Annotated in this window: 14 protein-coding genes; 12 read left to right on the top strand and 2 right to left on the bottom strand. The window is 70.1% G+C overall.

Features of this window, described 5'->3' with window-relative positions; all coding sequences use genetic code 11:
• Nucleotides 1–45 precede the first annotated feature (45 nt).
• The 11 genes from U5K29_14055 to U5K29_14005 all read left to right on the top strand — a co-directional run bounded on the left by U5K29_14055 (nucleotide 46) and on the right by U5K29_14005 (nucleotide 9,780).
• Complete coding sequence (locus U5K29_14055; protein MDZ7679661.1) at nucleotides 46–255, top strand: hypothetical protein; 210 nt, start codon at nucleotides 46–48, stop codon at nucleotides 253–255.
• Between the two features lie 9 nt (nucleotides 256–264).
• Nucleotides 265–654: a twin-arginine translocase TatA/TatE family subunit gene (locus tag U5K29_14050; GenBank protein ID MDZ7679660.1), complete on the top strand. Its 390-nt coding sequence runs from the start codon at nucleotides 265–267 to the stop codon at nucleotides 652–654.
• A complete protein-coding gene (gene tatC / locus U5K29_14045) occupies nucleotides 651–1,406 on the top strand; it encodes a twin-arginine translocase subunit TatC (GenBank protein ID MDZ7679659.1) in 756 nt (251 codons plus the stop codon). The genes U5K29_14050 and tatC overlap by 4 nt, the downstream gene beginning before the upstream one ends.
• Nucleotides 1,403–4,093 carry a DEAD/DEAH box helicase gene (locus tag U5K29_14040; protein MDZ7679658.1) on the top strand — a complete coding sequence of 897 codons (2,691 nt, stop codon included), beginning with the start codon at nucleotides 1,403–1,405 and terminating at the stop codon, nucleotides 4,091–4,093. The genes tatC and U5K29_14040 overlap by 4 nt, the downstream gene beginning before the upstream one ends.
• On the top strand, nucleotides 4,090–4,701 hold the full coding sequence (locus tag U5K29_14035; GenBank protein MDZ7679657.1) for a hypothetical protein: 612 nt from the start codon (nucleotides 4,090–4,092) through the stop codon (nucleotides 4,699–4,701). The genes U5K29_14040 and U5K29_14035 overlap by 4 nt, the downstream gene beginning before the upstream one ends.
• Before the next feature lie 27 nt (nucleotides 4,702–4,728).
• Entirely contained in the window at nucleotides 4,729–5,928 is a 1,200-nt protein-coding gene (locus U5K29_14030) for a M20 family metallopeptidase (GenBank protein MDZ7679656.1), read from the top strand.
• A gap of 109 nt (nucleotides 5,929–6,037) precedes the next feature.
• Nucleotides 6,038–7,672, top strand: coding sequence for an FAD-dependent thymidylate synthase (locus tag U5K29_14025; protein MDZ7679655.1), 1,635 nt, complete (start codon nucleotides 6,038–6,040; stop codon nucleotides 7,670–7,672).
• A gap of 161 nt (nucleotides 7,673–7,833) precedes the next feature.
• Nucleotides 7,834–8,301, top strand: a complete 468-nt coding sequence (locus tag U5K29_14020; GenBank protein ID MDZ7679654.1) for a DUF4193 family protein — start codon at nucleotides 7,834–7,836, stop codon at nucleotides 8,299–8,301.
• 4 nt (nucleotides 8,302–8,305) lie between these two features.
• On the top strand, nucleotides 8,306–8,860 hold the full coding sequence (locus U5K29_14015) for a hypothetical protein (GenBank protein MDZ7679653.1): 555 nt from the start codon (nucleotides 8,306–8,308) through the stop codon (nucleotides 8,858–8,860).
• Nucleotides 8,861–8,863: 3 nt separating this feature from the next.
• On the top strand, nucleotides 8,864–9,364 hold the full coding sequence (locus U5K29_14010) for a GNAT family N-acetyltransferase (protein ID MDZ7679652.1): 501 nt from the start codon (nucleotides 8,864–8,866) through the stop codon (nucleotides 9,362–9,364).
• Entirely contained in the window at nucleotides 9,361–9,780 is a 420-nt protein-coding gene (locus tag U5K29_14005) for an NUDIX hydrolase (protein ID MDZ7679651.1), read from the top strand. The genes U5K29_14010 and U5K29_14005 overlap by 4 nt, the downstream gene beginning before the upstream one ends.
• A gap of 19 nt (nucleotides 9,781–9,799) precedes the next feature.
• Here U5K29_14005 and U5K29_14000 read toward each other — a convergent pair whose 3' ends face one another.
• Nucleotides 9,800–10,561, bottom strand: coding sequence for a crotonase/enoyl-CoA hydratase family protein (locus U5K29_14000; GenBank protein MDZ7679650.1), 762 nt, complete (start codon nucleotides 10,559–10,561; stop codon nucleotides 9,800–9,802).
• Nucleotides 10,562–10,633: 72 nt separating this feature from the next.
• Between U5K29_14000 and U5K29_13995 the strand changes: the two genes are divergently transcribed.
• Entirely contained in the window at nucleotides 10,634–11,233 is a 600-nt protein-coding gene (locus U5K29_13995; protein MDZ7679649.1) for an HAD-IA family hydrolase, read from the top strand.
• On the opposite strand, the gene U5K29_13990 is transcribed toward U5K29_13995, so the two are convergent.
• Nucleotides 11,209–12,723: a hypothetical protein gene (locus U5K29_13990; GenBank protein MDZ7679648.1), complete on the bottom strand. Its 1,515-nt coding sequence runs from the start codon at nucleotides 12,721–12,723 to the stop codon at nucleotides 11,209–11,211. The genes U5K29_13995 and U5K29_13990 overlap by 25 nt on opposite strands.
• Between the last annotated feature and the right edge of the window lie 77 nt (nucleotides 12,724–12,800).

Genomic DNA, 12,800 nt, shown 5'->3' with positions numbered 1-12,800 from the left:
CATCGCGCCGCGACCGGCGCCGCGACCAGAGGTAGGGTCGCGAACATGAGCACCTGGCTGGCGGTCGCGATGGTGGTGGTCGCCATCGGACTGGCCGCGCTCGTGGCATCGGTGCGGCTTGTCGCCGATGCAGTGCGCGACCTCACCGGCGAGATCGCACGCCTCGCCGTGCTGGGCACCGAGGCCCGGCGGCTGCGCCACGACCTGCATCTTCTCGGCGCTCACCGCGCTCGGGGGCACACCAAGGCTCGGTAGACTGACCCCATGTTCGGGATCAGCGGCGCCGAGGTGATGGTGATCCTGCTCGTGGCCCTGATCGTGCTCGGTCCCGACCGCCTCCCCCAGGTGGCCCGAAAGGCGGGCCAGGTCTTCGCCGAGCTCCGCAAGGTCTCGGCCGGCTTCGAGGCCGAGATGCGCACCGCCATGTACGACTCGGACCGCCCGACCCCGCACCCCCAGAGCGCACGGCATCCCACCCCCGCCGGCCCTGAGTTGCCGGCCCAGACGGCCGAGACGGCCGAGACGGCCGATGACGAAGGGCCTCGGCCCGGCGAGTCTGCTCGGAACGAACTGGTCGACCCGAACAGCCCGACCGAAGAGTCCGATTCGAGCGAGCTGGTCGACCCGAACAGCCCGACCGGCGAGTCGGCGTGACGCTGCTCAACCGGCGGGGACCCCGGAACGAGGTCGATCCCGAGGGGCACATGCCCCTGCGTGAGCACATCGCCGAGTTGCGTCGGCGCATCCTCGTCTCGGCCCTCGCCGTGTTCGCCGGGGCCGTGATCTGCTTCTGGCAGTTTCCCGCGATCCTCGACGTGTTGAGCGCCCCCTACTGCGAGCTTCGGCCCACCGACGAGTGCGAGTTCCTCCAGACCGATCCGCTCGAGGCGTTCACGGTCCGGCTGACCGTCGCCTTCTACGGTGGCATCGCGCTGGCGATGCCGGTGCTGTTGCTCCAGCTCTGGAAGTTCGTCACCCCCGGCCTGCACCCCAACGAGCGGCGGTACGCGCTGCCCTTCGTCGGCTCCGCCGCGGCGCTGTTCGTCATGGGGGCAGGGCTCGCGTTCCTCACCGTTCCCCGTGCGCTCAACTTCCTGACCGCGATCGGCGGCGATTGGTTCGAGCCGTTCTTTCGTGGATCGGAGTACCTGGCGTTCCTCGTGAAGATGATGGTCGCGTTCGGGGTCGGCTTCGAGTTTCCGATCGTGTTGATCTTCCTCCAGCTCGCCGGCATCGTCACCCCCGAGCAGCTCGGTGGGCTCCGGCGGTACTCGCTGGTGGGCATCATGCTCGCCGTCGCCATCATCACCCCCAGCGGTGACCCGTTCTCGCTGTTCGTGCTCTCGGTCCCGATGTATCTGTTCTACGAGGCGTCGATCCTCATCGGGCGCTTCCTGCGCCGGTGAGCACCCCAGGAGCTCGCGACCGCTTCGTCGAGGCCTGCGGGTTCGAGCTCGACCGCTTCCAGATCGAAGCGATCGACACCATCGACCAGGGACGGTCGGTGCTGGTGGCCGCACCGACCGGATCGGGAAAGACGGTGGTGGCCGAGTACGCCGTCCACCGCACACTCGCCGACGGGGGGCGGATCTTCTACACCACCCCCATCAAGGCGCTGTCCAACCAGAAGTACCGCGATCTGGTGAGACAGCACGGCAGCGAGCTGGTCGGTCTGCTCACCGGCGACAACGTCATCAACCCGTCGGCCTCGGTGGTCGTCATGACCACCGAGGTCCTTCGCAACATGATCTATGCCCGCTCGGACGCGCTCGTCGAGCTCAGGTGGGTGGTGCTCGACGAGGTCCACTACCTCCAGGATCGCTACCGGGGCCCGGTCTGGGAAGAGGTGATCATCCACGCCGCACCCGAGGTCGGCCTGGTGTGCCTGTCGGCAACGGTGTCCAACGCCGAGGAGGTGGCGGAGTGGATCAGCACGGTGCGGGGCCCCACCAACGTCGTCACCGAGTCTTCGCGACCGGTCGAGCTGATCAACCACTACCTCGTCGGCGATCACCACCACGCGCGCCTGCACTTCATCGACACCCTCCCCGAGGGCCGCCCCAACCCCGACGGCTCGCGCTTCGACGTCGCCCTCGAGCGCGGCAGGCGAGGACCGGGAGGAGGCCGCCGCTGGTACACACCGCGGCGCGTCGAGGTGATCGAACTTCTCGCCGAGCGCAAGCTGCTGCCCGCGATCACCTTCATCTTCAGCCGGGCGGGCTGCGACGCGGCGGTGCGAGCGTGTCTCGACGCGGGGCTCCGGCTCACCACCCGCCCCGAGCGCCGACGCATCCGCGAGGTGGTCGAGGCGCGGGTGAGCGGGATGAGCGACGACGATCTCGAGGTGCTCGGCTACGACCGGTGGTTGGCCGGGCTCGAAGCCGGACTCGCCGCCCATCATGCCGGGATGGTGCCGCCGTTCAAGGAAGCGGTCGAGACGCTGTTCACCGAGAGCCTGGTCAAGGCCGTGTTCGCCACCGAGACCCTGGCCCTCGGCATCAACATGCCCGCCCGCTCGGTCGTGATCGAGAAGCTCTCCAAGTACAGCGGTGAGCGCCACGAGTCGCTCACCCCGGGCGAGTACACCCAGCTCACCGGTCGTGCCGGGCGCCGGGGGATCGACGACGTCGGCCATGCCGTGGTCCTGTGGTCGCCGTTCGTCACCTTCGACGAGGTCGCCCGCCTCGCCTCGAGCCGCAGCTTCGAGCTGTCCTCGGCGTTCCGTCCCACCTACAACATGGCGGCCAACCTGGTCCGCCGCTATGACCCCGATGAAGCGGTCGAGCTCATCGGCCGCTCCTTCGCCCAGTTCCGCACCGACCGGTCGGTGGTGGCGCTGGGACGCCGACTCGACGACCGGGCCCGCTCCCGTGAGCACGCCGAAGCCGAGGCGCAGTGCGAACTGGGCGACGTCCGCGACTTCCGCACCATCCAGCAGCAGGCCAGGCAGGCGCGACGGCCGGCGCGTGCACCCGAACCCGAGGTGGCGGCCGCCTTGGCCGGGCTCCGACCCGGCGACGTGCTCATGGCCCCGCGCGGGACCGGTGGCGGCGCCATCGCCGTGCTGAGCGTGGCCGAGCGTCGTGGGGGAGGGGTGAGGGTCAAAGCGGTGGGACAACCCCGCCACCTGCTCACCCTCGGCCCCCGCGACTTCGCGACCGTTCCCGAGGTCGTCGGACGCGTCGACCTGCCCGAACCGTTCACCCCCACGAAGCGACCGTTCGTGAACGAGGTGCGCCGGCGGCTTCGTCGCGCCGACATCGGCGGACCCGACCGCTCACCGTCGAACGGGGGCGAGGGGACCCGACCCGCAGGTGAGAGGCCCGAGCGTGCCGCCGTGCGAGACCACCCCGTCGCCCGCTGTCCCGAGCTCGACCGGCATCTGCGGGCGCTGCGTCGGATCGACCGGATCGACCGCGAAGCCGCCAGCATCGATCGCCGGCTCGAGCACCATGCCACCTCGCTGTCATCGCAGTTCGAGTCGCTGTTGGGCGTGCTCGAGGCGTGGGGCCATCTCGACCGCTGGAACCTCACCGCCTCTGGAGAACTGCTGGCGCGGGTCTACCACGAGTGCGACCTCCTCGTCGCCGAGTGCCTCCACCGGGGCCTGCTCGATGGTCTCGACCCGCCGACCCTGGCCGGGGTCGTCGCGTCGTTCACCTACGAGCACCGCAGCAGCCACCCACCTCCCGACCCCTACTTCCCGCCCGGGCCGATGCGCCAGCGCGTCGGCGACATCGCACGCGTGGCCCGGCGCCTCAACCGTGACGAGACCGCAGCCGGCATCTCGCTCACCCGTCCTCCCGACCCGGGGTTCTCGGCGCTGGCCCACGGCTGGGCATCCGGTGGCCGACTCGGCGACGTCCTCGACGACGAGCTGATCACCGGTGGGGACTTCGTACGCAACATCAAGACACTCATCGACCTGCTCCGTCAGATCGGCCACATCGCGCCCGACCCCGACACCGCCAGCGCAGCCAGGCAGGCCGCGGACGCGCTGTTCCGTGGGGTCATCGCCAGCTCGTCGGCGGTCACCGCACCCGAGACCGGTACCTCCGGCGCGAGCACCGGCGATGGCGAGGTGGGGTCGTGACGATCCGCAAGGGCCGTGACTGGGGGAGACCGGCGACGCTTCCCGACGACGGCGTCATCATCACCAGCGACGCCCAAGCGCGAGACATCGTCACCGACGCCCGCCGTGCGCATCGACCGGTGCCGGTGCTCGGTCTGGTCGCCGGCGACCTCGCCCGGTCGGTGGGTGCCACCGGTGACGAACAGCGGCTGCGGTCCGACCAGGCCCACGAGCTTGAGGTCGATCTCGGTTCGGTGCTCATCGACGGCACCCTGCACTGGTTCGTCGCCCACCTGGTGGCCCGGCAGCGTTGGTGGGCGGGCCGGTTCGTCGTCGCGATGAACGCCGAGTACCTCGGGTCGTGGAAGATGGCGCCACGGGCCCACCCCAACGACGGGCGCCTCGATGTGCTCGACGGCTCGCTCGGCATCGATGATCGTCTCAAGGCCAGGGCGCGGCTCCCACGCGGTGAGCACCTGCCCCATCCCCGGATCGCCACCCGTCAGGTCAGGGCCCTCCAAGTCAGCTTCCAACGCCCCACCGAGGTCTACCTCGACGGTGGTCGATGGGGTCGAGCCCGCCACCTGAGCATCCGGGTCGAGCCCGACGCGCTGCGCTGCGTGGTGTGACCATCGCGACAGCCCTATGGTGACGCCATGGATGCCGTTGCGGGCAAGGAACGTGTCCGACACGAGATCGAGCAGCTGGCCCCCACGCTGCTGTGGGTGTCGCACTCCATCTACGACCACCCGGAGCTGAACTTCGAGGAGCGGCGGGCCCACGACCTGTTGTGCCGGGTGATCGCGGAGGCCGGTCTCGAGGTGGAACCGCACGCGTTCGGCGTCGACACCGGCTTCGCCGCACGAGCCGGAACGACCGGCCCCCTCATCGCCATCATCTGCGAGTACGACGCCCTTCCCGAGATCGGCCACGCCTGCGGGCACAACATCATCGCCGCGGCAGGGCTGGGAGCAGGGATCGCCGCCGCCCGGGTGGCCGAAGAGCTCGGGGGACGGGTCCTGTTGCTGGGCACCCCCGCCGAAGAAGGCGGTGGGGGCAAGGTCTTCATGGCGCGCAACGGTGCCTTCGACGACGTCGACGCGGCGATGATGATCCACCCCGCCGACCGCGACCTCACCACGATGACCACGTTGTCGATCCACCAGGTGCACGCCGACTACCACGGTGAGGCGTCGCATGCCGCCTCGGCTCCCCATCTCGGCCGCAACGCCCTCGACGCGGCGGTGCTGGGCTATGTGAACGTCGCCACGTTGCGCCAGCACATCGAATCGTGCGAACGGGTCCATGGCGTGTTCACCGACGGAGGTGCCAAGCCCAACGTGGTGCCCAGCCATGCCAGCACCCTGTGGTACGTGCGGTCTCGCACCCTCACCTCGCTCGAGCCGCTCAAGGCCCGGGTGCTGGCCTGTCTCGAGGCGGGTGCCCACGCCGCCGGATGCTCGATGTCGCACCGCTGGAACGACCCGCCCTATGCCGACCTGATCGCCAACGAGGCACTGCTCGACGCGTTCGGCGCCAACGCAACGGACCGTGGCCGCCAGCTCCGCGTCCCCACCGAGACCTGTGAGGTCGTCGGAAGCACCGACATGGGAAACGTGAGCTATCTCACCCCGTCGATCCATCCGATGCTGGCGGTCGCCCCGACCGGTGTGTCGATCCACACCACCGAATTCGCCGAGCACGCCCGGGGCGCGGCGGGTGACGCGGCCGTGGTCGACGGGGCGACCATCATGGCCAGCACCGTCATCGACCTGTGGACCCGACCCGAGCTCCTGGAGGCGGTTCGCGACGAGTGGCGCTCGGCCACCCAGGGTGACCACCCGCCCGTGCTCTGACCGCGACCGCTGCCGTCCTCCCTGACGCGGCTGGTGTGGCTCGGTTCCGACGCCGGTCACTACCGGTGGTCACCGGTGTCGCCCTCCCCAGGGCCTATTGTCGGGCGCCGTGACCGTCTACGTGGCCGAGGAGTTCTCCGGCGAGGAATCCGAGATCCTCCGGCGCTACTTCACCAACCTCGATGGGCCCGTGTTCGCACTGGTCAACCTGCCCGAGGTCGTCAAGGGCGCGCTGTTCGCCCGGTACTCGCGCTCGGCCAAGAGCCTGCGCCGTCTGTTCCTCGACGAGTTCGTCGGCGAGCTCGACATCGCGGGCGACCAGACCATCGACGCCACCGTCGGACTCCGCCGGGCCGAAGAGCTCTACGACCGGGTGTTCTTCGAGTACGGCGACGACTCGGTGGCCCAGCTGGGCGGGGTCCACCTGGCCTGCGAACAGGCGTCCAACCTCCTCACCAAGGTGCTCGAGTGGGGCCGGCTCATGGCCTACCTCGAACAGTCGACCCGCTACATCTCCTATGACTCCCGGCTCGGCGGGCGCTATCGCTACCACCGCGATCCCGAGGTGTTGAGCTCTGCGCTCGGCACCCGCTACGTCGGCGACATGGATCGCCTGTTCGACACCTACGCCTCGCTGGTGCCGCGGATGCAGGAGTGGTATCGCAGTGTCCACCCCAAGGATCCGAGCGACTCCGATCTGGTCTACCGGCAGGCGATCAGGGCCAAGGCCTTCGACACCCTCCGCGGGATCCTGCCCGCCGCCTCGCTGTCCAACGTCGGCATCTACGGCACGGGCCAGGGCTATGAGCAGCTGCTGTTGCGGATGAGGGCCCACCCGCTGCCCGAGGCCCGCGCCTACGCCGATCTCATGCTCTACGAGCTGCGCAAGGTCATCCCCTCGTTCCTCAAGCGCGTCGACCTCCCCGGCAGGGGAGAGGTCTGGAGCGACTACCTGTCCGGCACCCGTCAGGACATGGAGCGGTTGGCATCGGGGTTCGCCGAGCGCCTCAGCGGGGTCGGTGATCAGACCCCGCCCAGCTCGAACGTCGGCGAGCCCCAGGTGACCCTCGTCGACTACGACCCCGATGCCGAGATCAAGCTGGTCACGGCTGCGCTCTATCCCTATCTCTCCATCTCCGAGACCGAGATCGAGCGCCTGGTGGCCGACATGACCGACGCCGAGCGGTCCCAGGTCCTGTCGACCTACGCCGGCGAGCGGGCCAACCGACGACACAAGCCCGGCCGGGCCCTCGAACGACCGATGTACCGCTTCGACATCGTGGCCGACTACGGCGCGTTCCGCGATCTCCAGCGACACCGCATGCTCACCATCGAGTGGCAACAGCTCAACCCCGCCCACGGCTACACCCGACCTCCCGAGCTCGACGCCGCCGGCGTGGGCGACGAGTTCGACGAGGCCATGGAGCGCTCCGCCGCGCTGCACGACGCCATGGTCGGGCCGTTTCCGGATCGGGCTGCCTACGCGGTGGCCCTTGCCTACCGGGTGCGGTTCTCGATCCAGCTCAACGCCCGGGAAGCCATGCACATGCTCGAGCTGCGCACCACCCCTCAGGGGCATCCCGCGTATCGGTCGGTGGCCCAACAGATGCACCACCACATCGCCGACACCGCCGGTCACCGTGCCATCGCCGCCATGATGAGCTTCGTGGACCACTCCAGCGAAGCCGACCTCGAGCGCCTCGACGCCGAGCGACGGGCCGAACAACGCCGGATGGGATCCTGACACCGAAGCGGCGTGGCTGACCCGACCCGGTACGATGCCAGGCCGGCAACACGGGCAGCCCGCTGCCCGTTCGCTGCGCCCCGGTGCGGTGTGCCTATGATCCGGCCGCAACCAGCATGACCTTGCATCCACCTCACGCCTGAACCAGCACCAAGGACGACATGGCTGACGACGAACTGCCCGACGAGGACCTCGAGGACGAGGCAGGGCCCGACGATCCCGAGGTCGAGGATCTCGACGACGACCTCGACGGCGAGCTCGACGAGGCGCTTCCCATCGCCGACGACACCGCGAGCGACGACGAGGACGACGACGAGGACGAGGACGTCGATGCCGCCGCCCGTCGTCGCCCGCGCAAGGACGACGAGGAGGACGACGAGGAGGAGGAGGATGTCGATCCCGACGATGTCGAGGCCGATCTCGACGCCATCTTGAAGGATCGCATCGCTGCCACCGACGACGAGGACGAGGACGAGGACGAGACCCCCGAGCCCGAATCCAACGCCGAACCCGGCAACCGGATCCAACCCCGGCGCCCGGGCGAGTTCTTGTGCCAGTCTTGTTTCCTGGTGAAGCACCCCTCCCAGCTCGCCGATCCTGACGCCATGTTGTGCAAGGACTGCGTTTGATCCCATGAGCCCCTCCCGACGTACCCCGCTCGACTCGTTGCTCGACGTGGTCGTCTACGCGCCGATCGGCGCGTTCTTCCACGGACCCAAGGTCGTCAGCGAGCTGGCCGAACGGGGACGCGGTGACCTCGACAACGCACGGGCGGTGGGCACCATGGCCATCGCACGCGGTCGCCAGGAGGCCGAACAGCTGCGATCGGTCGCCGCCGAGCGGATGGAGGAGGTGCTGGCGGCCGTGGCTCGAGCCGCGGGCGCGCCCCTGGCCGGAACCGACGCCCCCGACGAGTCCTCGACCGCCTCCACATCGCCCTCCCCGCCGACCGATGCATCTCGGTCGCCCGAGACCACGCCTTCGCCCGGCCTGCGAGTCGTCGACGGCAACGCCCCTGCGACCGACGAGCTGCCGATCCCCGACTACGACAACCTGTCGGCATCGCAGGTCGTGCCTCGCCTCGACGACCTTGCCGACGAGGAGCTCGACCGGGTCCAGGCCTACGAGCAGGCTCACCGCTCGCGCATGACCATCCTCAGCCGCATCGCCCAGCTCCAAGCCAGCTGAGCGGTGGAGGAGACGGCCCGCCCCGCAACCCCCGGCGATCTCGAGCGTATCGCCGAGCTGGCAACGGCTGCCATCGCCGAGCTGACACCCAGCCGCGGCGGAGCGATCTGGGCTCGACGTGAGGCCCGCCCGGCACCGGTCGAAGCCTCGCTGTCAGCGGCGATCGACAACTCGGACCACCACGTGGTGGTCGGCGAGCTCGACGGTGTCGTCGTCGGCTACGCCGCGGTCCGAATCGAGGTCCTGCGAGACGGCGGCCTGCTGGCGATGCTCGACGACCTCTACGTCGACCCCGAGGCCCGAGGGGTCGGGGTTGGCGAGACGATGATGAACGCAGTGCTCGGCTGGGCCGACGAACGGGGTTGTCTCGGCATCGACAGTCTTGCCCTGCCCGGGAACCGCGAGACCAAGAACTTCTTCGAATCGTTCGGGCTCGTGGCCCGAGCCATCGTGGTCCACCGGCCCTTGGCCGGCTCCAACCCGTCCGGGAGCGTCGAGCCATGACTGCGGACAGCCCCCCACCCATCGAGCTGTGCGTCGGCGCGGTCGTGGTCGACCAGGATCGGCTGCTCATGATCCGGCGCGGCCACGGACCCGCAGCGGGGGAGTGGGCCATTCCCGGTGGGCGGGTCGACCCCGGGGAGACCATCGCCGAGGCCGTGCTGCGGGAGCTGGCCGAGGAGACCGCCATCGAAGGGTTCTGCGGCGACCTCATCGGATGGGTCGAACGCATCGACGACGACCACCACTTCGTGATCCTCGACTTCGCCGTCACCTGCCTCGATCCCGGTGAACCGGTCGCTGGTGACGACGCGGCCGAAGCAGCATGGGTCCCCCTCGACGAGGTGGTCGAGCGCCGATTGGCCGCGGGGCTCGAGCAGTTCCTCTACGAGCACCAGATCATCGACCGGGTGCTCTGAACGCGGCAACGACGGGCTGCTAGCGGCCCTTCCAGACCGGGTCGCGCTTCTCGATGAAGGCGAGGGGCCCTTCGGCGAAGTCCTCGGTCGATGCCAGCCGACCCATGGCCTGGTTCGACAACCTGAACGCGTCCTCGTCGGCGAGCCGGCGGCTGGCCCGCACCACCGCCAGGCTCTCGCGTACCGCCAGGGGAGCGTTGACCGAGATCCGCTCGGCCAGGTCGAGCGCGGCGCTCACCGCGCTTCCGGGCTCGCAGAGCTCGTTGACGAGCCCGAAGTGGTGGGCACGCTCGGCGCTGATCGGGTCGCCGGTCACCACCAGCTCGGTGGCGACGTTGGCGGGGAGCTTCTGGGCGAGCCGGAACAGACCACCTCCGGCGGCCACCAACGAGCGCTTCACCTCGGGGACGCCGAAGCGGGCCTGGGACGAGGCCACCACCAGATCGCAAGCGAGGACGATCTCGGTTCCGCCGGCCAGCGCGGGACCGTCGACCGCGGCGATGATCGGCTTGGAGCGTTCACGCTGCACCAGTCCCGCGAACCCCCCACGCTCGGTGCTCAGACCACCGCCACCACCCCCCGACAACGCCTTGAGGTCGGCCCCGGCGCTGAACACGGGACCTTCGCCGGCGAGCACCCCGACCCAGATGTCGTCATCGTCCTCCATCCGGTCGATGGCGGCCTCGAGTCCCGACGCGACGTCGGCGTTGACCGCGTTGCGCGCCTCGGGCCGGTTGATGGTGATGAGGGCGGTGTGCCCTCTGGTCTCGTAGTCGATCATGGGCGCCACGCTAGGTGCACCGACGACGCTGCGCCCAGTCCGGGGGCCGAGGTCGCCGATATGCTCCTGCCGGTGACGACCAGGCGAGGTCCGCATGCGAGCATCGAACCGCCGCGATTGGTGCTGTTCGACCTCGACGGCACCCTGCTCGACTCCGACGAGGCGCTCACCGTCGCCTTCGAGCGCCTCGGTGTCGCCCGCGCCGCGGTCACCTTCGGCCACGTCATCGCCGAGGAGTGCGCCCGGCTGGGCCTCTCGCTCGCCGCCTACCTGGATGTCTATGACACGACCTCGGCGCAGCCCTTCGCCGGGGTCGAGCCCTTGCTGGACCGCCTCGACCGCTGGGCGCTGTGCTCGAACAAGCATCCACGCTCGGGACGGGCCGAGCTGGCCAGACTCGGCTGGGTTCCCGAGCGGGCCTGGTTCGCCGATGCCTTCGGGGGATCCAAGCGCCTGGACGTGGTGCTCGAGGATCTCGGCTTGTCGGCGGGGGAGGTGCTCTATGTCGGCGACACCGACCACGACCGGGCGGCCGCCGCGGCCGTCGGGTGCCGGTTCGTGCTGGCCGGATGGAATCCCAGGGCCTCGCCCCGCCCTGGCGACGAGGTGGCACCGACGCCGGCTGTGATCCTCGACGCGGTTGGCGGTCAGGTCCTGTCGGACCCGTCCTGAACCTCGGTCTCGCTCGTGTCGGTCTCGCTCGTGTCGGTCTCGCTGGTGGAGGGTTCGGTGGTGGAGGGTTCGCTGGTGTCGGACTCGCCGGTGGAGGGTTCGGTGGCCTCCTCGACGGCCTCTGCCACCTCGGAGGCCTCCGCGGAGGCCTCAGCCGGCGCGGGTTCCGCTGCTGGCGCCTCGTCCTGATCGGCCGCCTCGGGCGCGGGTTCGGGCGCGGGCGGCGGAGCGGGCACACGGCCCTTGCCGGTCGACTTGGACCGACCCCGGCCGCGCCGGCCGCCGGCCTCGGTGGCCTCGATGCCGAAGTGGGCGGCGATGGCCGGCACCCGGCTGGCCACCTTGCGGACCGCGGCGAGCAGTTCGTCGGAGGGCTGCTCGGGGAACGCGGCGGGGGTGACGTGCTGGCGGACGGGGGAGTAGGTCACCGCGTCGAGCACGGTCGCCCACCGCTCCTGGGTGACCTCGGGCCCGAACGCCGCGCTGGCAGCATCGGCCAGACGCTGGGCGAGCCCGGGCGGGAGGGGAGCACCCGCCTTGGGTGGACGGGAGCTGAGTCGCAGCGCCCGAACGACCCGACCGGCGGAGAGGGTCTCGTCGAGCTCGCCGAGCCAGGCCTGGTGCTCTTCTTCGACCCGACGGTTCAGTCCCTCGCGGAGTGTGGCCGCCAGCTCGCGGGTCTCGTCATCGCGGGCGGCGGTGTCGGCGGCCACCACCACCGAGCGCAGATCCCGAAGATCGAGCTCGTCGAGGTTCTTGAGCGCGGCGTCAGCGCGGTCGTGCCACTCGGCCGTGCGTAGCTGGGGCAGCAGACGCTCGGCGATGGCCACCAGCGGCTCGGCCTTGATGGTGGGCTGTCCCTCGGACACGGCCTGCTCGTTCTGCTTGTCGACCGCCTGACGGACCGCGGGCACCCCACCCCGGAGCACCTGTTCGGCGATGGGGCGCTCGGCCTCGGGCAACGAGTCGAGGACGGCGTTGCGGTGGTGGCGCAGCGGTCGCAGGCGCTTGGGCTTGGGCTTTTCGGGGACCGGGGGTGGTGCCGGCCGATTGCGACGTTCACCGCGGGGTTTGCCCTCCCGGTCGCCACCGTCGGGGCGGGGGCGGCGCTCGCGACGTGGGCGGTCGCCACCTTCGTCGGGACGACCCTTTCGGGGCTTGCGCCGACCTTCGTCGCCGCGGCCGCGGCCACCCCGTCCCTTGGGTGCCAGGGTCGTGGTGACGAGCTGATCGTCGGTGGGTCCCGACGACACCAGCTCGATCCGCTCCGGCTCGCGCCGACTGTCCTCCTTGGGGGCCTGCACGCTCACGATGTCGATTCCGTCCACATCGAACTCGGCATCGGCGCGCACGACGTCACCGACCTTGGCGCCGTCGAACAGCAACGTCCCATCGAGGGTTCCCTTGGGTTGACGTGCTCCCGCAGCGCGCCAGGTCCAGGTCCCGTCGTCGCGCTGGCTGGTGAGCTCAACCTCGATCCGTCTAGGCATGGGGAGCAACGCTAGTCGCCGACCGGGGCCCCTCACACCACACCCTCACATCCCGGACGAGACGCCGATAATCCATG

It is taken from the genome of Acidimicrobiales bacterium, from assembly GCA_034521975.1.
Lineage (GTDB): Bacteria > Actinomycetota > Acidimicrobiia > Acidimicrobiales > SKKL01 > SKKL01.
This window is presented reverse-complemented; position numbering and strand designations above follow the sequence as displayed.

Bases quoted from the DNA above. Each gene is read 5' to 3' on its own strand.
- U5K29_14055 (MDZ7679661.1), top strand. From the start codon at position 46: ATGAGCACCTGGCTGGCGGTCGCGATGGTGGTGGTCGCCATCGGACTG.
- U5K29_14050 (MDZ7679660.1), top strand. From the start codon at position 265: ATGTTCGGGATCAGCGGCGCCGAGGTGATGGTGATCCTGCTCGTGGCC.
- U5K29_14030 (MDZ7679656.1), top strand. From the start codon at position 4,729: ATGGATGCCGTTGCGGGCAAGGAACGTGTCCGACACGAGATCGAGCAG.
- U5K29_14020 (MDZ7679654.1), top strand. From the start codon at position 7,834: ATGGCTGACGACGAACTGCCCGACGAGGACCTCGAGGACGAGGCAGGG.
- U5K29_14015 (MDZ7679653.1), top strand. From the start codon at position 8,306: ATGAGCCCCTCCCGACGTACCCCGCTCGACTCGTTGCTCGACGTGGTC.
- U5K29_14005 (MDZ7679651.1), top strand. From the start codon at position 9,361: ATGACTGCGGACAGCCCCCCACCCATCGAGCTGTGCGTCGGCGCGGTC.
- U5K29_14000 (MDZ7679650.1), bottom strand. From the start codon at position 10,561: ATGATCGACTACGAGACCAGAGGGCACACCGCCCTCATCACCATCAAC.
- U5K29_13990 (MDZ7679648.1), bottom strand. From the start codon at position 12,723: ATGCCTAGACGGATCGAGGTTGAGCTCACCAGCCAGCGCGACGACGGG.